This window comes from Paenibacillus sp. FSL K6-1230 (assembly GCF_038002385.1).
GTDB classification, from domain to species: domain Bacteria; phylum Bacillota; class Bacilli; order Paenibacillales; family Paenibacillaceae; genus Paenibacillus; species Paenibacillus massiliensis.
This window is the reverse complement of record NZ_JBBOCK010000001.1, coordinates 5878123-5901152: the sequence shown is the minus strand read 5'-3', so window position 1 is coordinate 5901152 and position 23030 is coordinate 5878123. Positions and strand designations below refer to the sequence as shown.

The 23030-nt window shown below is 50.8% G+C and carries 23 protein-coding genes and 1 riboswitch; of the genes, 17 read left to right on the top strand and 6 right to left on the bottom strand.

The genetic code is table 11. From position 1 onward, the window contains the following. Window positions 1-67: 67 nt before the first annotated feature. Together MKX74_RS26180 and MKX74_RS26175 are read right to left on the bottom strand one after the other, a co-directional pair. Complete coding sequence (locus tag MKX74_RS26180) at window positions 68-700, bottom strand: NAD(P)-dependent oxidoreductase (RefSeq protein ID WP_341180261.1); 633 nt, start codon at window positions 698-700, stop codon at window positions 68-70. Window positions 701-938: 238 nt separating this feature from the next. Next, window positions 939-1145, bottom strand: a complete 207-nt coding sequence (locus MKX74_RS26175) for a hypothetical protein (protein ID WP_341180260.1) — start codon at window positions 1143-1145, stop codon at window positions 939-941. A gap of 328 nt (window positions 1146-1473) precedes the next feature. Between MKX74_RS26175 and MKX74_RS26170 the strand changes: the two genes are divergently transcribed. The 3 genes from MKX74_RS26170 to MKX74_RS26160 all read left to right on the top strand — a co-directional run bounded on the left by MKX74_RS26170 (window position 1474) and on the right by MKX74_RS26160 (window position 5786). Then, a complete protein-coding gene (locus MKX74_RS26170) occupies window positions 1474-2028 on the top strand; it encodes a glycerol-3-phosphate responsive antiterminator (protein WP_028589848.1) in 555 nt (184 codons plus the stop codon). A 314-nt stretch (window positions 2029-2342) separates the two neighbouring features. Beyond that, the gene (gene glpK / locus MKX74_RS26165; RefSeq protein WP_341180259.1) at window positions 2343-3836 is read left to right on the top strand and encodes a glycerol kinase GlpK; all 1494 of its coding nucleotides are present in this window, start codon (window positions 2343-2345) and stop codon (window positions 3834-3836) included. Between the two features lie 252 nt (window positions 3837-4088). Further along, window positions 4089-5786 (top strand): glycerol-3-phosphate dehydrogenase/oxidase, encoded by a 1698-nt coding sequence (locus MKX74_RS26160; RefSeq protein WP_341180258.1) that lies wholly within the window; start codon window positions 4089-4091, stop codon window positions 5784-5786. 207 nt (window positions 5787-5993) lie between these two features. Here the strand turns inward: MKX74_RS26160 and MKX74_RS26155 are convergent, their stop codons facing one another. Then, window positions 5994-6674 (bottom strand): LrgB family protein, encoded by a 681-nt coding sequence (locus tag MKX74_RS26155; protein WP_018884008.1) that lies wholly within the window; start codon window positions 6672-6674, stop codon window positions 5994-5996. Beyond that, entirely contained in the window at window positions 6671-7042 is a 372-nt protein-coding gene (locus tag MKX74_RS26150; protein WP_025679747.1) for a CidA/LrgA family protein, read from the bottom strand. The genes MKX74_RS26155 and MKX74_RS26150 overlap by 4 nt, the downstream gene beginning before the upstream one ends. Before the next feature lie 167 nt (window positions 7043-7209). Here MKX74_RS26150 and cidR point away from each other — a divergent pair, with 167 nt between their 5' ends. Then, on the top strand, window positions 7210-8109 hold the full coding sequence (gene cidR, locus MKX74_RS26145) for a cidABC operon transcriptional activator CidR (RefSeq protein WP_341180257.1): 900 nt from the start codon (window positions 7210-7212) through the stop codon (window positions 8107-8109). A gap of 110 nt (window positions 8110-8219) precedes the next feature. Here the strand turns inward: cidR and MKX74_RS26140 are convergent, their stop codons facing one another. Beyond that, complete coding sequence (locus MKX74_RS26140; protein ID WP_018884011.1) at window positions 8220-8387, bottom strand: aspartyl-phosphate phosphatase Spo0E family protein; 168 nt, start codon at window positions 8385-8387, stop codon at window positions 8220-8222. A gap of 277 nt (window positions 8388-8664) precedes the next feature. On the opposite strand from MKX74_RS26140, the gene MKX74_RS26135 reads away from it, so the two are divergent. Genes MKX74_RS26135 through MKX74_RS26120 form a run of 4 tightly spaced genes read left to right on the top strand, consistent with a single transcriptional unit; the run spans window position 8665 to window position 12407 of the window. Next, entirely contained in the window at window positions 8665-11019 is a 2355-nt protein-coding gene (locus MKX74_RS26135) for an ATP-dependent DNA helicase (protein ID WP_445667294.1), read from the top strand. After that, complete coding sequence (locus tag MKX74_RS26130) at window positions 11009-11572, top strand: MarR family winged helix-turn-helix transcriptional regulator (protein ID WP_341180256.1); 564 nt, start codon at window positions 11009-11011, stop codon at window positions 11570-11572. The genes MKX74_RS26135 and MKX74_RS26130 overlap by 11 nt, the downstream gene beginning before the upstream one ends. A 53-nt stretch (window positions 11573-11625) precedes the next feature. Then, a complete protein-coding gene (locus MKX74_RS26125) occupies window positions 11626-12123 on the top strand; it encodes a cysteine hydrolase family protein (protein WP_341180255.1) in 498 nt (165 codons plus the stop codon). A gap of 38 nt (window positions 12124-12161) precedes the next feature. Continuing rightward, entirely contained in the window at window positions 12162-12407 is a 246-nt protein-coding gene (locus MKX74_RS26120) for a DUF7660 family protein (RefSeq protein WP_341180254.1), read from the top strand. Between the two features lie 83 nt (window positions 12408-12490). On the opposite strand, the gene MKX74_RS26115 is transcribed toward MKX74_RS26120, so the two are convergent. Next, window positions 12491-13129: a hypothetical protein gene (locus tag MKX74_RS26115; protein ID WP_341180253.1), complete on the bottom strand. Its 639-nt coding sequence runs from the start codon at window positions 13127-13129 to the stop codon at window positions 12491-12493. 182 nt (window positions 13130-13311) lie between these two features. Between MKX74_RS26115 and MKX74_RS26110 the strand changes: the two genes are divergently transcribed. The 9 genes from MKX74_RS26110 to MKX74_RS26070 all read left to right on the top strand — a co-directional run bounded on the left by MKX74_RS26110 (window position 13312) and on the right by MKX74_RS26070 (window position 23027). After that, on the top strand, window positions 13312-14202 hold the full coding sequence (locus MKX74_RS26110) for a diacylglycerol/lipid kinase family protein (RefSeq protein ID WP_341180252.1): 891 nt from the start codon (window positions 13312-13314) through the stop codon (window positions 14200-14202). A 130-nt stretch (window positions 14203-14332) separates the two neighbouring features. Next, the gene (locus MKX74_RS26105) at window positions 14333-15286 is read left to right on the top strand and encodes a nucleoside hydrolase (protein ID WP_341180251.1); all 954 of its coding nucleotides are present in this window, start codon (window positions 14333-14335) and stop codon (window positions 15284-15286) included. Window positions 15287-15517: 231 nt separating this feature from the next. Then, the gene (locus MKX74_RS26100; protein WP_341180250.1) at window positions 15518-16255 is read left to right on the top strand and encodes a class I SAM-dependent methyltransferase; all 738 of its coding nucleotides are present in this window, start codon (window positions 15518-15520) and stop codon (window positions 16253-16255) included. A gap of 60 nt (window positions 16256-16315) precedes the next feature. Next, window positions 16316-17020: a Crp/Fnr family transcriptional regulator gene (locus MKX74_RS26095; RefSeq protein ID WP_018884019.1), complete on the top strand. Its 705-nt coding sequence runs from the start codon at window positions 16316-16318 to the stop codon at window positions 17018-17020. A gap of 122 nt (window positions 17021-17142) precedes the next feature. Then, on the top strand, window positions 17143-17982 hold the full coding sequence (locus tag MKX74_RS26090) for a DNA alkylation repair protein (RefSeq protein WP_341180249.1): 840 nt from the start codon (window positions 17143-17145) through the stop codon (window positions 17980-17982). 159 nt (window positions 17983-18141) lie between these two features. After that, a riboswitch (Lysine riboswitch) is annotated at window positions 18142-18353 on the top strand. A 312-nt stretch (window positions 18354-18665) separates the two neighbouring features. Then, window positions 18666-20201, top strand: a complete 1536-nt coding sequence (locus tag MKX74_RS26085; RefSeq protein WP_341180248.1) for an amino acid permease — start codon at window positions 18666-18668, stop codon at window positions 20199-20201. A 281-nt stretch (window positions 20202-20482) separates the two neighbouring features. Continuing rightward, window positions 20483-20833, top strand: a complete 351-nt coding sequence (locus MKX74_RS26080) for a Na-translocating system protein MpsC family protein (RefSeq protein ID WP_018884022.1) — start codon at window positions 20483-20485, stop codon at window positions 20831-20833. 188 nt (window positions 20834-21021) lie between these two features. Then, window positions 21022-22089, top strand: a complete 1068-nt coding sequence (locus MKX74_RS26075) for an ABC transporter substrate-binding protein (protein WP_018884023.1) — start codon at window positions 21022-21024, stop codon at window positions 22087-22089. Continuing rightward, window positions 22089-23027 (top strand): nucleoside hydrolase, encoded by a 939-nt coding sequence (locus MKX74_RS26070; RefSeq protein ID WP_018884024.1) that lies wholly within the window; start codon window positions 22089-22091, stop codon window positions 23025-23027. Before MKX74_RS26075 ends, MKX74_RS26070 begins: the two co-directional genes overlap by 1 nt. The last annotated feature ends 3 nt before the right edge of the window (window positions 23028-23030 follow it).

Genomic DNA, 23030 nt, shown 5'->3' with positions numbered 1-23030 from the left:
TTAGTACCTTAAGCGAATCTGTATGCCTTTAGTACCTTAAGCAATCTGATGTCAGGTCGAAAGGGCCTTAACCCTCGGATACTACCGTAAAACGAGTGTTCACATGCTGTGGCTTCTCAATCTCATCTACCACGGCTACAGCATAGTCCTCATAGCTGACATAGCTCTTGCCCTGAGAGTTCACAAGCAGGTTGTCCTTACCAAGCTGGTAGGAGCCTGTACGCTGACCAAGTGCGAATTCAGCAGAAGGACTGATGAATGTCCAGCTCAGATTAGCACTGTTCTTGAGATCGTTCAGATTCTTGGACTGATTGTCTGCTGTCGGAAATACGAAGTCCGGGAAGCCAGGAGTATCCTTCACAAGAATTGTCTGGGCTTCATCTGCATACAGGCTCCCTGCACCGCCTACGACGATCAGTCGAGTAGACGTGCCTTGCAGAGCTTGGATCAGTACCTGGCCTGCTTCGACGTGCAGCTGCTCTTGCCCCATCGGAGCGGCAAATGCGTTGACAACTACCTCATACCCGTTCAGGTCAGCAGCAGTCAGGGACAGGATATCTTTCTCCACTACACTGACTCCGTTCTCTGTAACCTTGGCGCGATCTCTGACGATAGCTGTCACTTCATGTCCGCGATCCAGCGCTTCCTTCAGAATACGGCTTCCGGCTTTACCACTGGCTCCAATTACTGCGATTTTCATAATCATTCATCCTCTCATTTGTATGGAGTGAAGGTATCTGATGAGTACACCTACACTCGTATATAAAATTTAATGTAACTAAAAATGTTACAATTGCATCTGTGATTGATTATAGAAGATGTAATTCCACCTGTCAAATGGTAACGACAGAAACCCCTTGCAAGAGGGGCTTTGTGTATGTAGCAAGATCATGATATATGCTTGTGTTAAGTGGAGGGGAGGTGCTGAGGAGGTCACATCATTTTCTTCCGAAAAATACGGCAAAGTCAAAGTATTTATACATACAATCAACATCTTGAAATCCTGCTTGCTCCATCCAATTGATTTGGTCATCTAATTTTGCATTGATATCCAACGTTCTTCTTTCTACAGATGCATCTACCGCTTTCTTGGGTAAGGCCACTTTCGTTAATATGCTGTAGCCAGCGTCGTTTGAAAAAATCATCGGTTTGAAAATTATTACCCGCTACTTGGTCTGCATTTACAAAAATACCGCCGTCATTTAATAACTGATAAACTGTAGAAAATAATTGCCTTTTGGCTGTATGAGTCAAATGGTGTATCGACAATGAAGAAATGACGATTTCATTTTAACAACAGGACTTTAATTGGAAAAATATATAAATTATATGTAGACGATAGGTAATAACTATAAATGACGTGATGTTATAATCACCGAGCTGGTCCTTCTACATAAAATCGGTGCTTTATATAATGGCGTTATATATAATGTAATTTGTGTGTTCTGTATATTGAATATAAGGAGGCGTGATATGCCATTTTACGGACAGCACATCGTGCCTGCGGCCAAGAATGTCAAGCAGTTCGAGAGTCTCCTGGAGAGCAACTATGAGGTAGCGGTATTCCTGGATACGCATATTGGCCAACTGCGCATGCTCCATGATCTGGCCCGTCAGGGCAAGAAAAAAATGCTTCTGCACGCCGATCTGATCCAGGGTCTGAAGAACGATGAATATGCTGCTCAATACTTGTGTCAGGAGATTCGTCCCTTCGGGCTGATCTCGACCCGCTCCAGTGTGATTATGACAGCCAAGAAGCGAGGCATTCTGGCGATTCAGCGTGTCTTCATGCTCGATACGATGGCTCTGGAGAAAAGCTACACCTTGCTGAAGAAAACACAGCCAGATTATATAGAGGTGCTCCCTGGCATTATGCCACATATGATCGCGGAGGTCCGTGAGCGTACGGGTATACCGATTCTCGCAGGCGGTCTGATTCGTTCCACAGAGGACGTGGAGCGAGCCTTGGAGGCTGGGGCTGATGCGGTCACTACCTCCAACAAGGAGCTTATCCAGCATTATGAATAGTCCGTAGCTCTTCGAATAAGCTCTGATGGTACACACCTGAGGAGCAGGCCTTCTAAATATGTGAAACGAATCACTGATACTTCAAATTTACATATTCAAATTTGCAGGTTGACGACGCTTACAACAACATATTATATTTAAATTAAGTTAATACCCGTGACGGAGACGAGGAGAGCCACACAGACATTCCCTGCCTTGGGCAGAGGTACGGGTTTGTGAGGGGTCTCCTTTTTTGTGCGTGTATTAGGAATGACTGCTGAGTAGGCAGGAGTCATTTTGAAGAACGTGTATGACATAGAGGGGGATCACGACATATGGAAAAATACATTTTGGCATTGGATCAGGGAACGACTAGCTCAAGAGCGATCTTGTTCGATCAGGAAGGGAATGTATTCTACTCTTCACAGAAGGAATTCCCGCAGTATTTCCCGCATCCGGGCTGGGTTGAGCATAATGCCAATGAAATCTGGAGCTCGATTCTGGCGGTCATTGCCTCCTGTCTGTCTGAATCTGAGGTGAAGGCGAGTCAGATTGCAGGGATCGGCATTACGAATCAGCGTGAATCGGTTGTGGTCTGGGACAGAAATACCGGGCATCCTGTCTACAACGTACTCGTGTGGCAGTCGAGACAGAGCGCGGACATCTGCGAACAGCTCAAGCAGCAGGGGCATGAGAAGCTCTTCCATAGCAAGACGGGACTGTTGATTGATCCGTATTTCTCAGGTACGAAGGTGAAATGGATTCTGGACCATGTTGAAGGTGCGCGTGAACAGGCTGAGCGCGGAGAGTTGCTGTTCGGGACGATCGACTCTTGGTTGATCTGGAAGCTGTCGGGTGGAACGGCGCACGTTACGGACTATTCCAATGCAGCGAGAACGCTGATGTTCAATATATATGAATTACGCTGGGATGAGGAGCTGCTGGACATTCTTGGCATACCGCAGAGCATGCTGCCAGAGGTAAGACCTTCCTCGGAGGTATATGGGCACACTGTAGCGTATCACTTCTTCGGGGAGAGCGTGCCGATTGCCGGGGCAGCTGGGGATCAGCAGGCGGCGCTGTTCGGCCAGGGCTGCTTCGAGCAAGGGATGAGCAAAAATACGTACGGCACCGGCTGCTTCATGCTGATGAACACAGGCGACCAGCCTGTAGACTCTACGCATGGTCTCATCACGACCATCGCTTGGGGACTGGAGGAAGGCAAGGTGCAATACGCCCTGGAGGGCAGTATTTTTGTGGCAGGCTCTGCAATCCAGTGGCTGCGTGATGGTGTGCGTATGATCAAGTCCGCCAAGGACAGTGAGACTTATGCCAGTCGTGTAACATCCTCTGAGGGAGTGTACGTGGTTCCTGCATTTGTAGGTCTGGGCAGCCCTTACTGGGATAGTGAGGTGCGTGGTGCTGTCTTCGGTTTGACGCGGGGCACGACTAAGGAGCACTTCATACGCGCAACGCTGGAAGCATTGGCGTATCAGACAAGAGATGTACTGACAGCGATGGAGATTGATTCCGGGCTGAGCGTCAAAAAGCTGCGTGTCGATGGTGGTGCGGTGCTGAATAATTTCCTGATGCAATTCCAGAGTGACATTCTGGATGCCCAAGTCGAGCGTCCGCTCATTCATGAGACGACGGCACTCGGTGCGGCTTATCTCGCCGGACTTGCAGTCGGCTTCTGGAAGAACACAGAGGAGCTGAAGAGCAGGGTCCGCGTCGAGCGTACCTTTACGCCAGAGCTTGCGGAAGAGGAGCGAACTGCTCTTTACGAGGGCTGGAAGAAGGCAGTCTATGCTGCGCAGGCCTTCAAGTGAAAATTTGACGAATAGGCAGTAGAGATAGTTCACTTTTGCAATATACTATGTTAAGATGTCACTAAGTTAATATTCCTGTCAGGAGATTTGGAGAGACCATGATGCACTCGGCTGTTGCCGTAGTGATTGTTCATGGTCTCTTTTTGCGTGCAGCTGCAGCAGATCGTATGTCATCGGCATATGGTCCATGCGCAGGCAGAGTCTGGTCAATTGGCGGGAATTCCACTACAGAGATACCGGGAGGAATGAGTCATGACAACCAAAAGCTTTGCTGGTCATGCCAGGGGAGAGCGACTGCAATCCATGACAGAGAAGAATTATGATGTATTGATAATCGGTGGAGGTATTACAGGTGCAGGGATCGCGCTAGATGCAACGGCACGCGGTATGAAGGCGGCACTTGTGGAAATGCAGGATTTCGCAGCGGGGACCTCAAGTCGTTCCACGAAGCTGGTGCACGGGGGGCTACGTTACCTGAAGCAATTCGAGGTGAAAATGGTAGCCGAGGTCGGCAAGGAACGCGCCATCGTCTACGAGAACGGTCCGCATGTCACGATACCGGAAAGAATGCTGCTACCTATGCATAAAGGCGGAACTTTCGGCAAATTCAGTACCTCCATCGGCTTGCAAGTATATGATCGGTTGGCTGGCGTGAAGCATAGCGAGCGTCGCCGGATGCATAGTGCACGTGAGACCCTGGATAAGGAGCCACTGCTCAAGCGCGATGGCCTGAAGGGTGGCGGTAGCTATGTCGAATATCGGACAGATGATGCACGGATGACAATCGAGGTTATGAAGAAGGCTGCCCAGACTGGCGCAGATCTGGTCAATTACGCTCGCGTCGAGCGACTGCTCTATAATAACGGTCAAGTCGTGGGCGCGCACGTTCGGGATCAGATAACCGGTGAAGGCTACGATATTCATGCTACCGTCATTATTAATGCTGCGGGGCCATGGGTGGATACGCTCCGTGAGATGGATGGGTCCAAGAAGGGCAAGATGCTGCAGCTGACGAAGGGCGTGCATCTGGTGTTCGATCAGAAGCGCTTCCCGCTCCGGCAGGCCATCTACTTTGACACGCCAGATGGACGAATGATCTTCGCCATTCCGCGTGAGGGTAAGACCTATGTGGGCACGACAGATACGGTATATAAGGAAGATACAGCGAATCCGCGTATGACGCTTGCAGATCGCAGCTACATCATGAATGCTATTGCATACATGTTCCCAGACGTTAAGCTGACCCTGGATGACGTCGAATCCAGCTGGGCAGGTGTGCGTCCGCTGATCTATGAAGAAGGCAAGGACCCTTCGGAGATCTCCCGCCGCGATGAGATTTGGGAGTCTGCTTCAGGGCTGGTTACGATTGCTGGAGGCAAGCTGACTGGATATCGCAAAATGGCAGAGATGGTCATGGATCGCGTAAGCACATTGCTCACCAATAAGACGGGTGAGAGCTGGAGCAAAGCGAACACGAAGCAAATCAAGATGTCGGGTGGCGATGTCGGCGGATCTGCCGGGTTCGAGGGGTTTGTACAGGATTCCATTAAGCAAGGCAACAGCCGTGGTATTGCTGCTGAGCTGTCCGAGCAGTGGGCCAGACGCTATGGCTCCAATATCGCACGCCTGTTCGAGCTAGCGGCTCGTCCACGCCAGCTTGCGAGCGAGCAGGAGCTTCCAGACGAGATCAGAGTACCTCTTCTCTATGCATTGGAGGAGGAGATGGCGGTGACACCTGTCGATTTCTTCATTCGTCGGACGGGTGCTATCTTCTTCCGTATTGATTGGGTACGTAAGTGGAAGAGTCAAGCGATTGACCTGATGGCAGAGTATTATCAATGGAGCATCGAGGAGCGCCAGCAGCATACGGAGCGTCTGGAGACAGAGTTGTATTATGCGGTAGAGCCTGTGGATGCGGATATCACCAAGGTCGCTGGTTACGTCGGCTAGGATATCATTGCTGTACAGTAAATCATGCCATTTAATTATTAATCAATAGGAGAAGCCCCTTCGTGAAGACCGTAATATTACGGCAACGAAGAGGCTTTTCTACATTTCTATCCACGATGGATAATCATGAGATGGGTATTTACTGCTATGCTTCCAGTCATGCTTCATAAAGTTCCTTCTGCATACAGGTCTTAACAGCTTCCGCGCTTATGGCTGAAATAGGCTCATCAGCAGTGGAGCACCAGCCAAGGTGAACATCGCCGCCAGCACCATGGATATACTAGATATCGTGCCTGTCAGCATGCTCCATTCGAAGGCTTTGGAGGTGCCGGTTCCATGCGCTCCTGTGCCCAGCAGCACACCGCGTGCGACTTCGTTATCAATACGGAGCAAGCGTACAGTCATCGGCCCGATCAGCAAGCCCGACAGGCCTGTCAGGATGACGAATACGGCAGTAATCGTCGGATTGCCGCCCAGCGTCTGCGATACACTCATGGCAATAGGCGTCGTAATCGAACGCGGAATGATGCTATGCAGCAGGGAAGCGTCCAGATGCATCCACTGTGCCATCATAAGGGATGACAGTACCGCGATCAGAGAGCCACTCAGAACACTGACGATAATCTCCAGTGCATGCTTCTTGAGCACGTGAAAATATTTATACAGCGGCACGGCGAAAGCGACCGTAGCTGGTTGCAGGAGCAATGACAGCCATTTGCCGCCCTGATTATAGGATTGATAGGATACACCTGCCAGCAGCAGAATGATAATAATAGCCACAGGCGTAATCAACAGCGGAGACAAGTACACCTTTGGAAGCGTGCGATACATTTTTTTGGCCATAGCATAGATGCCCAGGGTGAGCAGCATACAGAGGATCGCGATCATGAAGCTTTACTCCCCTTTCTTTTCGAGATGAAGGTAGCCACAAGTCCGGTGACTGCCATGACAATGAAGGTGCCTAGCAATACAATGAATAATATACTCATGCCATCATGCTCCAGCAGTGGCAAATAATCCATCACGCCGACCGCGGAAGGGATGAAGAAGAGCAAGAGCTCGGCCAGTAGCCAGCTCGCACCGATCTCGATCCAGCTCAGGCGAATAACTCTGGTCTGCAATAGAATAAATAACAGCAGCATACCAACGATGCTCCCCGGAATAGGCCAGTGCAGCCAGCCCACCAGCGCATTCATGCCGACTGAGAATAGCAGCAGCACTCCGATCTGCAATATACCTTGCGCTATTTTCTTCATAGGGCGGTTGCTCCTTTCCTGTCTTGTTTCCTGAGGTGTTATGAAAATTTTACAGCAGTTTCTTTCATAGGTAAAATGCATATTAAGAATGTTTTGTATTCCATTTGGCTATGGATGATAATGAAACAGTAACAGGAGAGTAGCAAAAGAGTAACAGGAGGGAAGCTATGGATATCCGGCATTTGCAGTACTTTTTGGAGGTGGCGCGCCATAAGAGTTTTACTAAGGCCGCACAGAGCCTGTTCATCACGCAGCCTACGATTAGCAAGACGATCAAGAGTCTGGAGGAGGAGCTGGGCGTCCAACTGCTGGACCGGATTGGCAAGCAGGTCGAACTGACCGACGCAGGAATAGCGATAGAGCGACAAGCGCAGGTGATCGTGAAATCCTTTCAGAATCTATCCTCCGAGCTGAGCGATCTGATGAATCTCAAGCGTGGTCATATTCGGATTGGCTTGCCGCCGATGATTGGTGCCAGCTTTTTTCCCCAGGTTATTGGTGAGTTCCATAAGGCCTATCCTGAGATTACTCTGCAGCTCTTCGAGGACGGGGCAAAGAAAGTAGAGGTGGATGTCGCTTCTGGCGCGCTGGATATCGGTGTCGTGGTGTGGCCGACAGGAGAGGATGTATTCGAGTATTTTCCCTTCGTTGAGGATAAGCTGAATGTGCTGGTGCACCCGGAGCATCGACTGGCGGGCAGAACACGGATTACATTAAATGAGCTGGCGGACGATTCATTCGTGCTGTTCCAGGAGAATTTTGCCCTCCATGATCGAATTATCGAGGAATGTGTTCGTTGTGGCTTCCAGCCAAAGGTGGTCTATGAAAGCTCGCAGTGGGATATGATTGCCGAGATGGTGGCTGCCAAGCTAGGAGTGGCCCTGCTGCCTGATACCATGTGCCGGGAGCTGGACCCTAAGCGGGTTAGGGTATTACAGCTACAAGACTCTGTGATTCCGTGGAATCTGGCCATGATCTGGCGCAAGGATCGCTATCTCTCGTTCGCAGCACGGGAATGGATCTCGTTCACGCAGCAGTTACTGCGCGGCAAGAGAGGGAGAAGCTAAGGTGGTCATGAGCTTGCTAAAAAGGCGAATGCCGCGATCCTTCACGGATGGCGGCATTAAGTGATATATGGTATAGGCTCTGGAGGATATAAGCTGAGATCATTGCCGTATTAATTGCTACGTGCTGATTGCTTCGTACGCTGGTATACATTTAGTATACGATCCAGCCTCAGGGACTTGTCCAACACCCGGTTGTCCCCTAAGCCATGCTGGTCTACCATGCGGTTAAGCTCCATGCGTTCTTTCTCCAATAGTCGCTGCAGATGCTCGAGCTTCATAATCCACCTCCGGCTATGGATTGAATTACCTGCATATCTAACCTTACGATGACAGGTATTTCAAAGATAGTTATCGACAGATTACCCTAAATAATTAATATTCTAACATATATTTCATGGTTTTTATTTCAAATTTTAGACAATTTCGTGATCGTTTTTCCAATAAGTCTAGCTTAGTTCATTTCTTCCTCCCTTCCTTATTTTATCCTGTGAACTCCTTACCTTTCCGTTCAGAACATGATAAAGTGAAGGGATAATAACCAGAACAGGTGATCTCGTGCAAATTCCCCCCGTGATTCGTATCTCTGTCAGGCCGCTTGTCGAATATGTTTATCGTAGCGGAAGTATCGTAGCTGGCTTTCGAACCGCCAGTAGCATGCAGGAAGGTACCCGCATTCAACAGGAAATTCAGCGGGATTATCAGCCAAGCGACAGGAAGGAGCTGCATCTGAATACCGAGCTGGCTCAGGACGGGCTGCTCTTTCAGCTCGAGGGCCGCTGTGATGGTCTGATCTGGGAGGACGAGCAGTGGACTGTGGATGAGATCAAATCCTATTCCGGCACTGCAAGCGCCCCCGGAGCAGATGGGCACACGGTCCATTGGGCACAGGCCATCTGCTATGCGTACATGGTATCGGTGTCTGAGCAGCTGACAGCTGTGCAAGTGCAGCTGACTTATGTAGATGTGGCTACGGGAAGTGTGAGCCGCTTGAGGCGCAAGCTGTCCGCTGCCGAGCTCGAAGAGCAGGTGCGGAGCATCCTGTCGGCTTATGCTCCATACGTACGAATGCTGCTCGCTCATGAGGAGCAACGCAATCGCAGCATCATTATGCTGGAATTTCCATTCGCACAGTATCGTGCGGGGCAACGAAGATTGGCAGGTGCCGTCTATAAGACGGTTGAGGAAGGGGCGGATCTGTTCGTTCAGGCCCCAACGGGAATTGGCAAGACGATCTCGACAATGTTCCCGGCGGTAAAAGCCTTGGTGACGGAGCATGCGAGCCGGATGATGTATCTGACGGCACGAACGACCACCAGAGCGGCTGCCGAGGATGCGCTTCGACTCATGCAGTCAAAGGGTCTACAAGTGCATGCCGTGACCCTAACGGCGAAGGATAAAATATGCTTCAAAGAAGAGCAAGGCTGTGATGCGGGTCAATGCTCCTTGTGTGACGGGTATTATGACCGGGTCAACCACGCCGTGATGGATATACTTAAGCATGAGACGATTATGACCCGCGAGATCCTGGAGCGCTATGCCCGCAAGCACCGCGTCTGCCCGTTCGAATTCTCTCTCGACGTAGCCTACGCGTCGGACTGTATTATTTGTGACTATAATTATGTGTTTGATCCCCGAATCTCACTCAAGCGTTGGCTGGAGGAGCAAAAGCGCAAGACTATACTGCTCGTTGATGAGGCTCATAATCTGGTCGATCGAAGTCGGGAAATGTTCTCGGCAGAGCTTAGTAAGCGCCCCTTTCTAGAGCTCAAGCGAGCGTACAAGCAGCGAAGCGGAGTGCTGGCTACCGCAGCGAGCCAAGTGAACAACTATTTTATTAAGCTGCGCAAGGAGCTGTCGAGCTCAGGAGCGATCACCCGCGGAGAATTGCCAGAGGAGCTGCTGTCGCTGCTGGAGCCCTTTGTGGATGTGGCAGAGAGAGAGCTTCTTGCGATGGGGGCTGGAGGAGCGGATGCGGACCATGCCCTGCTGCTGGAGAGTTATTTTGCTGTACAGAACTATTTGCGCATTGCAGGCTTGTACGATGAGCGTTATGTTACTTATATAGAGCAGAATAGCAGTGACGTCATCCTCCGTCTGATGTGTCTGGACCCGTCCAAGCTGCTTGAGCGGAGCGTCAAGTCTTATCGCTCTGCCGTGTATTTCTCGGCTACGCTCAGGCCACTGGCCTACTACAGAGAATTGCTTGGAGCCGGTGAAGATGATTACACCTTAACGGTACCTTCGCCTTTTCGACAGGAGCAATGGGACGTCAGACTGCTGCCTGTGTCGACTCGCTATCATGCAAGGCAGCAGTCGATTCGCCCGATTACAGAGCTGTTGACTCGGTTAGTACAGGAGCGTAAGGGCAACTATTTAGTATTTTTCCCGTCTTATACTTATCTACGGGACATAGCCCTGGCCTTCGAGCAGATGGGTACTGATGCCGAACTGCTCGTGCAGAGCTCAGGGATGACGGAGGAGGAGCGCACCGCATTTTTGGATCGTTTCCAGCCAGACCCGCCCAGAAGCTTGATGGGAATGGCTGTACTGGGAGGCGTTTTTTCAGAGGGCGTCGATCTGCCTGGTGAACGTCTGCATGGTGTTGTCGTTGTTGGTGTGGGACTTCCTCAGGTAGGAGAGCAGCGGGATGTATTGAAGGATTATTACCAGCGTGAGGGCAAGAATGGCTTTTACTATGCCTATGTTTATCCGGGGATGAACAAAGTGCTGCAGGCGGGCGGAAGATTGATTCGTACGCTTCAGGACTATGGGCTGTTAGTACTCGTTGACGATCGGTTCATGCAGGAGCCATATGCTTCCCTGCTGCCCGAGGAATGGTGCACATACCGGATCATATCGCCTTCCTCAGAATTAGATCATTCAGTAGAAAGGAATAGCCATGAACTTTAACTTTCACAACGATTCGATTCGCAAGACGCTTCGCAAGCGTGGTGCTACGGATCAGGACCTTATGGATATTGAGACCTTTGTATCGTTCGCCCATCTGGCTAATGGGATATTCCGTGATATGAACCGTGACTTTGCGCGGATTGGAGTGTCGCAGGGGCGAATTATCGTGTTGAGTGTGCTGCTCAGCCATGCTCCACACGATATGACCCCATCCGAGCTCGCCGAGGAGGCCGATGTGACAAGGGGCACGATGACCGGATTGATCGATGGTCTGGAGCGTGACGGCATGATTGAGCGGATTGCCCACTCCAGTGACAAGCGTATGATCACGATTCGTCTCAAGGAGAAGGGCAGAGACTTTCTGAGTCGGGTCATTCCGTATTACAGAAATCTCATTCAGACGATGCTGTCTGAGTTCACGCTGGAGGATCACCAGCTTATGAGGGGATTGCTGGACAAGATGAAGAGGGGGTTTGAAGCCTGTGAGGCGCAGCCATCCTTCACTATTCAAGAGCCTAAGCAGTCCTCCTGCCAAGATGATGGGGAAGGCTGAGGAAGAAGTCTGCGTCGTTTTACTAAAACTGTACGGAACGAGGGGGCTATTTTGTGAAAATTGGCTTGTTAATCATTGATTTGCAGCATGTACATTTGGAAGAGGAGCCTGTGGAGAAGAGCCTGCTTAACAAGGCATGTATTCACATTAACTATGTGTCTAAGCTGCTACGCTCACAAGGCCATGTCATTGTACATATTCAGGATATTGAAGGCATGAATGACAGCAATCAGGCTAGCTATGATATTATTTCAGATATTCAGATCAAGGACGGAGACCTCAAGCTGACGAAGGAGATGCCGAACGCCTTCTGGCAGACGGAATTGGAGGATATGCTGCGCAGTCGTGGGGTCGAGCTACTCATCATTGCAGGCTTCGCGGCTGAGCATTGTGTGCTGTTCACCTTCAATGGTGCCAGTGAGCGGGGCTTCAAGCCGGTTATATTGCAAAATGGTATCGTCAGTGCCAGACAGGACGTTATCACCTCTACCTATCGTGATCGCAATCTGATCTCCTATCCTGTCGTAGAAGCGCTTGTGCAGCAGGGCTGATGTCCCTGTTACACCCAAGCGAACAGGAAGGTGAGCCTATGAAAAGTCTGTTTGAGCTTGTCAATGCGGTTACCGATGAAGCTTCATTCCTCTACTTCTTGCAGGAGCTCGCGCAGGACAAGGCAGAGGGGCATGAGTGGGCTAATGAGTCTGTCGAGGCGTTTCTGGAGGCTGCTCAGGAGTGGGGCAAAGCCTCTATTCAAGGCCCGGAGTATTATGAGAAGCCTCAGAATCCCTGGAAGCGATGTGCCCAGATGCTGTATATGGGCAAAATTTACGAGTAGCCCATAAAGCCATACATTGTTGAATAACAAAGCGGACCCGCCCAGTCTCGGACTACGAGGACATGGCATAGGGTCCGCTTCTTTTATTTAGGCTGTTTGAATGTAGGCTGTTCAGATGATGGTTGCCGCTCAAGTACCGGTTCGGGTTGCTCCTTGGATGGCGGCAGCAAGAGTGCAGATGGCTCATGAGAATCAGGGACCTCAAGCGGTTCAGTTGTGATTTGTGGCGTCTGTGCATCCTGGACCGCTGCCGCGAGATTCCGTTGCTCCAGAAGATGCTTCGCTACCTCGTAGCATTCATCGACATGGCGATTGCCTATGATCCGCATAGCGGTATAGCCAATGGCTGCGGAGAGTCCTTGCCCGAGGATGGGCACAAATCGAGATACCTGCTTGGTTGCAATCCTTACCCCCATTTTGCGAAGGAGTTGGAGAATCAGCTCATGCGTAACGACGCGACCAATGATCTTGCTGCCAACAGAAGTAATGAATCCATAGATCATGGATTTGGTCTCGGCATCCAGGCCCTCTAGCTGTTCCTGTGATAGCTTGAATTTTTTATTAATTGAAGGTAGCAGCTCCATCAGGATACCCACATCCGTCAGGACATCTGCTCCTGGAACCGGAAGCAGGGATACCGTACCGGATACTGCCGCTCTCTTGGCCACCATGGACCTGCATTCTTCCCGTATGAGATCCAGCTCAGCGATCGTTTGCACCATGGTAATCACTCCTTTAATGACAGATTCAAATGGATAAGTTCAGTTATGCTGACTATTGTACCTTATACATACCCCAGAATGACATGTGTTGACTCGCTGGGACAGCTCGCACCGTTTATGGCCCTACCTCTTAGGGGTAATCTTATAGGGGGGCTTACATAGCTGCAATAGGAGGTGTGAGTATGTTCCGCAAAGCGCTACTAATCTATAATCATCATGCAGGTAAGGCGGGTGCAGACAAGCGTCTCGGTGATGCCGTAGCTGTCCTTGCTCCGCATATAGCGGAGCTTATGCTGCGTCAGATCGAATTCCCCGGTGATGGCGAACGAATCTGTCGCAGTCTGTCATCAGAGATAGAGGCTGTGTTCATCCTGGGTGGGGATGGCACGGTACATGAGTGTATGAATGGACTCGCTTCCCTGTCGCATCCTCCGAGTGTGGGCATTCTGCCTGGAGGCACCTGTAACGACTTCTCACGCTCACTCGGGATTTCCCAGGATATACCAGAAGCTGCTCGAATGCTGCTGGAGGGGACAAGCCGCAGCTTGGATATCGGGGTAGTCAATGACCGGGTATTTACGAATTTTTGCGGCCTTGGCCTAATTACGGAGACCTCGGAAAATATTGATCCTACCCTGAAAAACTCGCTTGGCAAGCTCAGCTATTTCATCAGTACACTACAGACGTTACGCAGTGCGCAGCCCTTTCGTTTCACGATGGTAAGTAATGGTGAGGGCAGGGAAGAGGAAGCGATTATGATCCTGGTGGCGAATGGCCGCTATCTGGGGACCCATCCCTTGCCGCTGCAGCCTGATTCCTTGTGCGATGGTCATCTCGATGTTCTCATTATTCGTGAAGCTGGATTACCCTTGCTTAAGGAGCTGCTTGCACGTAAGTCGGAGGAGCCCTGGGAGCCCAAGGACAAGGCGATAGAATACTTTAGAGCCACTTCGCTTACGATTCAGACACATGAGCCAATGAAGGTGGATACGGACGGTGAGATTTATCTCCAGACACCTATAGAGCTGAGTCTGCTCACTACACCGCTCAAGCTGTTGGTTGGAGCCGGATGATCCGATAACTGTAACCCTTGAGCATAGCGACAGAAGCGCTGTCCCAAATCCTGCATTTACGGGCCCGTCTACTTTACGGCATAATATAGGAGACAGCTTCGAAATTGCAGGAACAGGAAGGAAGAGATCAATGAGCAAGCGTAATGTATATTTCAATCATGATGGAGGCGTGGATGACCTCGTCTCATTATTTATGCTTTTGCAAATGGAAGATGTTCATCTGACAGGGGTATCCGTGATCCCTGCAGACGGCTATCTGGAGCCAGCTACGGATGCCAGTCGCAAAATTATTGACCGTTTTGGTCATGGAGCACAGGTAGAGGTAGCCAAGTCCAACTCCCGTGGCAAGAACCCTTTCCCGGCAGCATGGCGTCTCCATTCCTTCTATGTAGATGCCCTGCCTGTTCTCAATGAGACGGGTACGATGGAAGCTCCACTGTCCCCATTGCCTGCCCATCTTCACTTGATTGAGAAGGTACGTCAGGCTGATGGCAAGACGACATTGCTGTTCACAGGCCCGCTCACGGATCTGGCTCGCGCACTGGATGAGGCGCCGGACGTAGAAGAGCGGATTGAGAAGCTGGTATGGATGGGTGGCACCTTCGAGAAGGGTAATGTCGAGGAGCCAGAGCATGATGGGACTGCGGAATGGAACGTATTCTGGGACCCAGAGGCTGCCCTGCGTGTATGGCAGAGCGGGATTCCCATTGACCTGGTCGCACTGGAGAGCACGAATAAAGTACCACTGACCCCTGCGGTACGCAGACTCTGGGCCAGCCAGCGCTGCTATGAAGGTGTTGATTTCATCGGGAATTGCTATGCAGGCTGCCCGCCGCTGGTCTACAGTGAGACAAATTCTACTTACTATCTGTGGGATGTACTGACGACAGCTGCGCTTGGACGTCCAGAGCTGGTACGCAGAAAGACCGTTCATTGTACGGTTATTGCAGATGGACCGAGTCAGGGCAGAACGGTAGCCCAGGCGGATGGCCGTCCGGTTGAGCTTGTATATGATACAGATCCGGATGCGTTCTTCACCTATATGACAGATCTCGGCAAGAAGGCAGCACCTAAGCGCTATTAAGTGATTACATGGCTATAGGAGCGGAGCGACCCAGAACGGGTCGCTTTTTCTTTAGATAACAGAATTTATAACCTTTCAGTGGAGCTGGACGTTCCAATTGTTATAAGGAAAAATCTCCGCTAGATGCGGTCGGTCATCTGTGAAGGTACTTCGATAGCTGTATATCTTATAATTATGGCCTCTGTAGTTTGCAGTATAATGGTTCCATGCGTAAGGGAGGGTGCGAGAAATATGAAGGAGAAGATTGCAGCAGCTTACGATAGACTGGCTAAGGATTATGAACGAAATGTGGACGTGTACAGTGGACATAACGCCTATTACGAACGACCTGCTATGCTGAAGCTGATGCCTTCAGACATGAAGCAGCTCACGGTATTGGACGCCGGCTGTGCCGCAGGATGGTATACCGAACAACTGCTCAGTCGAGGGGCCACAGTGACAGCTGTAGATCTAAGTGCAGAAATGGTGGCGGCATGCCAAAGACGCGTCGGCGACCAAGCCACTGTGCTTCAATGCGACTTGTCGGAGCCCCTTCCTTTTGAAAATGAATCATTCGATCTGATTGTCAGTTCCTTAACACTCCATTACATTGAGGATTGGAAGCCTACATTTCGCGAATTTCATCGTGTGCTGAAGGCAGGAGGGAGCCTGCTCTTCTCGGTGCATCACCCTTTTATGGATTTCACGCATTTCGACCGACCAGACTATTTCGCACATGAGCAACTGCGTGAGGTGTGGCATAAGAAGGAGTCAGGTCCCGTGGAGGTCACGTTCTACAGGAGGCCGATTCAAGACATCATCAACGTAACTGTGGAACAGTTCTCCATTCAATGTATGGTCGAGCCACAGCCTGTAATGGATAATAATGCAAGGGAAGCGTTTGAAATCGCCAATTGGTACGACAAGTGGTTCGAGCGACTGATGACCCATCCTCATTTTCTAGTCATTCATGCCCGCAAGCGCTCATAATACATCAATGCAGAATCTGTATTTACCAGGAATAAAGCTCTGATATTCTCAGGAGGAGTCATGGATCGTATTGAATATTTGTCACAGTTCAACCTGCTGCGTTCGCTGTCCAGGGAGGATTTGATTGAGATGGATAAGCTGACCTCCGTCACAACGTATCCGAAGCATACGTACATCCAGACGCCCGATACTTTTGTTGAAGGGTTGTATTTTGTGAAGAGGGGAACCGTGCGGCTGTATCAGCTTAATGAACAGGGAAAGCAGTTCACCTTGGATATTTTGAGTGAGGGGAATATCTTTGGCGAGATGGGTGATATATCGTTGGGAACGAGGCGATTACTGATTGAGGCGGTTGAGGACTGTGACATTTGCGTGATGGACCGGGAGCGGTTCGAGAGCTACCTCATTCAGCATCCAAGGTTCATGATGAATATGATCAAGGCCATGAGTCAACGCTTGTCTCAGCTGAGCAATCTGGCCCAACATCTGGCGCTGGGCAGGCTGCACGATAAGATCATTCATGTGCTGGCTGAGCTTTCAGGACGCTATGGTGTTCAGGATGAGGGCAATGATTATTGCCGTATCGATATGCCCCTGTCACATCAGGAGATTGCTCATTTCGTGGGCGCTTCGCGGGAGGCTGTCTCTGTGGCGCTGAAGGAGCTTGTGGAGGTGGATATGATTCGTACTGAATTCCGAACAGTATCTATCCGCTATGACATTCTTGCAGCAATACATGAAAATGCTACTGACTACAGCTTGTAATCTAGATTACATCTATTGACTCCTTTCGTCTCGTATCCTTGGTGAAAGACCTGGATTCTATAACGAAATGGAGCAATTTCCATGAAAGACACAATGAAACATAAGGTTGGAGGGTGCTGCTGATGGTGCTCGACAACAAAGCTCTCATTCCAGAGGCTATAGTGCATCGGAAAGGAGCCCGTAAAGCCGGCGATATTCTACCCGAGGTGCTCGAATGGTTGAATTACGGTCGAATCGAGTCCGTCAATCTGACCGAATGGCTGGCTGTCGATCATATCCAGTTGCTTAAGCACGTTCTGAATGAATGTGGGCTACACCAACGAACTCATGAGGTAATGTCTGCCTTGGAGGGCATCATGGGACAGTCGACTATGAAGATGGTCCCCGCTATTGCTGGCGAATGGCTTGGCATTCTCCGGGAGCAGTCGGATCAAGAGCGTGCGAAGCTATTCGTGCACCTCTCGACGCATCGCTCGGATAGTGTGCGGTGCTGGGCAGCCTACGTAGTAGGATTGGATCAGCTAGAGCTAGATTACAAGCTAGAGCTCATTCGTCCGTTCGCTGCAGATCTTCACTTTGGCGTGCGCGAACTCGCTTGGATGGCCATGCGGGAGACTATTTCACAGCAAGTGAAGCCAGCAATTCATCTGCTCAGCAATTGGGTGCTTGAGGAGGACGATAACATTCGGCGGTTCGCCGTCGAGGCGACTCGTCCGCGCGGAGTGTGGGCTCGGCATATTGTGGAGCTTAAGGATAATCCAGCGTGGGGACTCCCCTTGTTGGAGCCGTTAAAATCGGATCCATCCAAATATGTGCAGGACTCGGTGGCCAACTGGTTGAATGATGCTGCTAAAACTTCGCCAGATTGGGTGGCTTTTGTATGTGATGCATGGCTGAAGGCATCGGACGGGAAGACAACCAAGCGAATCACTATGCGTGCACAACGTAATTTGAAGTGCTAATATGTGGAAGTGAGACGGAAGCTATTGCAACAGATTCGCAGGAGCAGTATACTAAACGTCTATCTAGGAGAATACTGCCGTCTTATGTCAGTTACCTGAGCCTGGATGTGGATACTAACAATAATGATAAATGAATACATGCAGATACACCTCATCCTATGATGAGGTAGAGGTCGCGGATGTGATCAGTAAGCTGAGGGAGGCGCAAGGAACCGCCTATGAATTCAGCCGAAAGGCACATCCGCCGAAGTCCGCGGGACCGTTTCCTTGGTTCGTCCTGCGCGGCTGGGGCTGCTGCCGAAAGGAGCAGAACTGTCACTGGAGACCAGGCATTATCGTATGTCTGACTCCTGTGTTGAGCTATCTTCATCATCAGGACAGGTGCGAACGTTCATGGAAGAACCGCGGCCTACAGCCTGCGGTTCTTTTTGCTATACCTGGATGCAGGGGATTGCCGCTTGTGGTAAGCGCCTTGTGGGGAGCACGGAGTTCACCGAGATGAATGCTGACTGACTTTTAATAGATGCCCCGCAATGCTGATCTTCTTGATCGCATGTATGCTCCGTTGACCGCTGCTGAATCATTCTGACCCATCCTGGGGACCCTGAGCCTCATACGGTCGGTCGGGATTCACTCTCTGTGTGTCTGTTCGTTATCAGCTATTCAAGAAGGAGTGTTCTCATTTGCAAGCAAGCCATCATACAAGTAACAATCAGAGCAGTACCCACCATCAATCCAGCAATAATAGTAATAACAGCAACAGCAATCCTCCCACTCTAAAGAAATCGTTGCGTGCTCGTCATATGACGATGATTGCACTGGGTGGATCGATCGGAACAGGCCTGTTCCTCGCCAGCGGTACAGCGATCTCCAGTGCCGGTCCTGGCGGCGCACTGCTCGCTTATGCAGCGGTCGGCATCATGGTCTATTTCCTGATGACCAGTCTGGGGGAGCTCGCGACGTTCATGCCGGACTCCGGGTCATTCAATACGTACGCAGCCCGCTTCGTTGATCCAGCTCTGGGGTTCGCGATGGGCTGGAATTTCTGGTACAACTGGGCGGTCACGATTGCTGCCGAGCTGGCAGCGGCCACGGTATTGATTAAGTACTGGTTCCCGGAGAGCAACTCGATGCTGTGGAGTCTGCTCTTCCTCGTGCTTATATTCGGGCTGAATGTCATGACTGTAAAAGGCTACGGAGAGTCCGAGTACTGGTTCGCGATTATTAAGGTCGCTACGGTGATTATCTTCCTGACGGTCGGGGTGCTGATGATCTTCGGCATTCTGGGCGGCGAGGCTGTCGGCTTCACCAATCTGACGATAGGAGATGCCCCGTTCCATGGCGGATTCTTCGCTGTGCTTGGAGTCTTCATGGCAGCGGGCTTCTCGTTCCAGGGCACGGAGCTCATTGGTGTGGCTGCTGGTGAGAGTGAGGAGCCTGCCAAGAATGTCCCGCGTGCGATCCGGCAAGTATTTTGGCGCATCTTGATTTTCTATATCCTGGCCATTCTTGTTATCAGTCTGATCATTCCTTATACCCACCCGAACCTGCTCAAGGACGGGCTGGAGAACATCGGAGTCAGTCCGTTTACGCTCGTCTTCGAGAAGGCAGGTCTTGCGATGGCGGCTTCGGTCATGAATGCAGTCATCCTGACCTCTGTCCTGTCAGCTGGCAATTCCGGGATGTATGCGTCAGCCCGGGTGCTCTACGCTCTCGCCAGAGACGGTAAGGCACCGCGTTTCCTGAAGCAGCTGAACAAGCGTGGCATCCCGATGAATGCGCTGCTGGTTACGACAGCTGTAGGTATGCTGGCCTTCCTCGCCTCGCTCTTCGGAGATGGCGTCGTATATACCTGGTTGCTCAACGCCTCTGGGATGTGCGGCTTTATTACCTGGCTGGGTATTGCTATCAGCCACTACCGCTTCCGCAAAGCCTACGTCGCACAGGGACGTGACCTAAGTGCACTGCCATACCGTGCGCGCTGGTTCCCGTTCGGACCGATATTTGCTTTTGTGCTCTGCATCATTGTGATTCTGGGACAAAATTATCAGGCATTCACAGGGGATCGAATCGACTGGAACGGTGTACTGATCTCGTACCTTAGCGTACCGCTCTTTCTGGTGCTATGGCTGGGATACAAATGGATTCGCAGGACCCGTGTGGTTCCGCTGCTGGAGTGCGACTTTACGCCGCCTACCGATTCTGAGCCAAGCAAATGAGGTTCCAGACCCTAAGTCCCGGGTCCAATAAGTCCCGGGTCCAATAAGTCCTGGGCTCAATAAGTTCCCAGACAGTGTGCACCCTCCTCCCTCTGCTGGCTAGTGTTTTGAGAAGCACAGTCTCAGAGGGGATTTTTTTAGGGTGAAATGGTGAATTGTTCGCTTTTTGCAGAAGTGAGCTATGGATTTTGGTATTTTACTTGCTCTCTATTATATAATTATGTATAATCGAACGTGTTGGCGGTCCAAATGTACGTTAGTCTCTTGATGAGGGTGTGTTCATGAAGCTGCTGGACAGTAATGAGAGCAAGAAACGAATGTGTCAGATTTATAATGAGATCTCCAAGGAATTGTTCGGCTTCGGTACCACGCTCTTACGGGCTACTGTTGAGAACAATATGGTGACCTTCGTAGCGAAGCACCGCCGCTCACCGAGATCAGCTGCACTGGAAGGGGAAGCCCCCGGCTTGAAGCTGGAAGTGGATTTCCGAATGTCCATGCTGTTCAAGAAGCGGCTGCGCGAGAGGCTGGAGCAGGTTATGGAGCTGGAGATTGATGCTTTGCTACGCGATTATGATGCAGCTACACAATGGGCGGTTACGAATGTGATGCTGAAGGAACCTTCGGCATAGCCATGATGAATTGCATAGATTGGCTTCTCGGCTTCGGATCTATCTGGGCGGAGGCCCTGTACTGCCTATAGCGGGTGTCGCTTATTCTTTGTTTACGGAGAAAAGCGTTCTTGTTCAACACGACAAGAATGCTTTTCTTTTTTATTTTTCATAATAAGACCATATTATCCAGCAGGAGGATGAATCAAATGAAAAAATGGTTAGGCGGAATGGTGACAATGGCGCTTGCGTCCACTCTATTGGCAGGCTGTGGGGGCACTGAGCCAGCAGCCGATGGGGGAGCATCCAATACGGGAGCCAAGCAGAAGCTGGTCATCTCGACCTGGGGCTTCTCGGAGGATTTCTTCAAGAAGGAAGTGTACGCTCCCTTCGAGCAGGAGCACAATGTGGAGATTGTCCTTGAGATGGGGAACAACGCTGAGCGTCTGAACAAGATCCGTCAAGGCAGCTCCGACGTCGATCTGATCTATCTGTCGGATTATTATGCGCAGCAAGGTATTCAAGAAGGCTTGTTCGAGACGGTCGATCGCTCGAAGCTGACGAATCTAGAGCATGTGTATGACATTGCCAAGGCTCCACTTGGTGAGGAATATGGTCCTGCTTACACGGTAGGTCGTCTGGGAATTGCCTACAATCCAGGGATGGTATCGAAGGAAGTCACCTCGTGGAGCGATCTGTGGGGCCCTGAATTCGCAGGCAACGTAACGCTGCCGAATATTACAGCGACGGCTGGACCTATGGTCGTGGATGCAGCTTCCAAGGTAGCCGGAAATGCTGAATTTAATGAGGATGCTGCTTTCACGAAGCTCGCAGAGCTGAGCCCGAATATCGTGAAGTTCTACAGCCAGACCTCGGAGTTCGTGAATATGTTCAGCCAGGAAGAGATTGCTGGTGGGCCGATTATGGAAATGTACTTCAAGGATCTGAAGGCGGCGGTACCTGATGCCAAATTCGTAGCACCATCCGAAGGGGCATATGCCGTAATGAATACACTGAATATCGTGAAGGGCTCCGATCAGAAGGAGCTCGCTGAGGAATTCATGAACTGGCAGCTGAGCAAGGAAGTACAGGAGAAGTCTGCTAAAGCCAAGGTAGACTCCCCGGTAAATACCGAGGTGGTATTGTCTGGTGAAGAGACCGAAGGAATTACTTATGGCGCGGACGTAGTTGAGAAGCTGGTGAAGCTGGATATGGCGTTCGTGAATAGCCAGATGGCAACCTGGACGGACCGCTGGAACCGGGAAATTGCTCAGTGATGAAGAAAATTATACTGGATGTAGACACAGGAATTGATGATGCACTGGGAATCATTCTGGCCGTCAAGAGCAAGCAGCTCGATATCCAGGCCATTACTACCGTGTGCGGCAATGTATCACTGGAGCAGGCAACAGTGAATACGGGCAAAGTGCTGGATCTCTTGGGTAGACCGGATATTCCGGTCTACCGTGGGGCGGAGACGCCCCTGATCCGCCCGGAGTTCAATGAGACACGTATTCACGGTCAGGATGGGATAGGGGGAGCGCTGCCGTATGCGGTCCCTTCTACTGCTCCTGCTTCAGGGTTCGCTGCCGATCTGATGATCGAGCATGCACTGAACCTAAAAGGCGGGCAGGACAGGCTTACGCTGGTCTGCACAGGACCACTCACCAATCTCGCTCATGCACTGCTCAGATATCCTGAGCTACCCAAGCATATTGAGGAAGTCATCTTTATGGGTGGCGTCATTCATGGCTGCGGCAATGTCACTCCAGTGGCTGAGTACAATATGTACGCGGACCCTGAGGCGGCACGCATCGTATTCCATGCGGGCTTCCGCAAGCTGACTCAGGTCGGTCTGGATGTGACGCGCAAGGCGCTACTTACCGCCGAACATATTGCTCAGATTGCTGATCCGCAGATTCGTAATTACGTGGAGCAGAGCACCTCTGAATATACGAAAAGATATGAAGCGCGTAACGGCGTCCGTGCCTGTGCACTGCATGATCCGTTGGCTGTTGGCGTTGCCTTATGGCCGGAGCTACTGGACACGAAGCCAATGTATGTGGATATAGAGACATCCAGTCGCCTGTGTGACGGACAGACGGTCGGAGATATACAGAATCGTCTTGGTCACCCTCCCAACATGCAGGTCAGCGAGGGTGTTGACCATGAAGCATTTTTGACACGGTTCGTTCATGTGACAGGACAAATGTAAAGG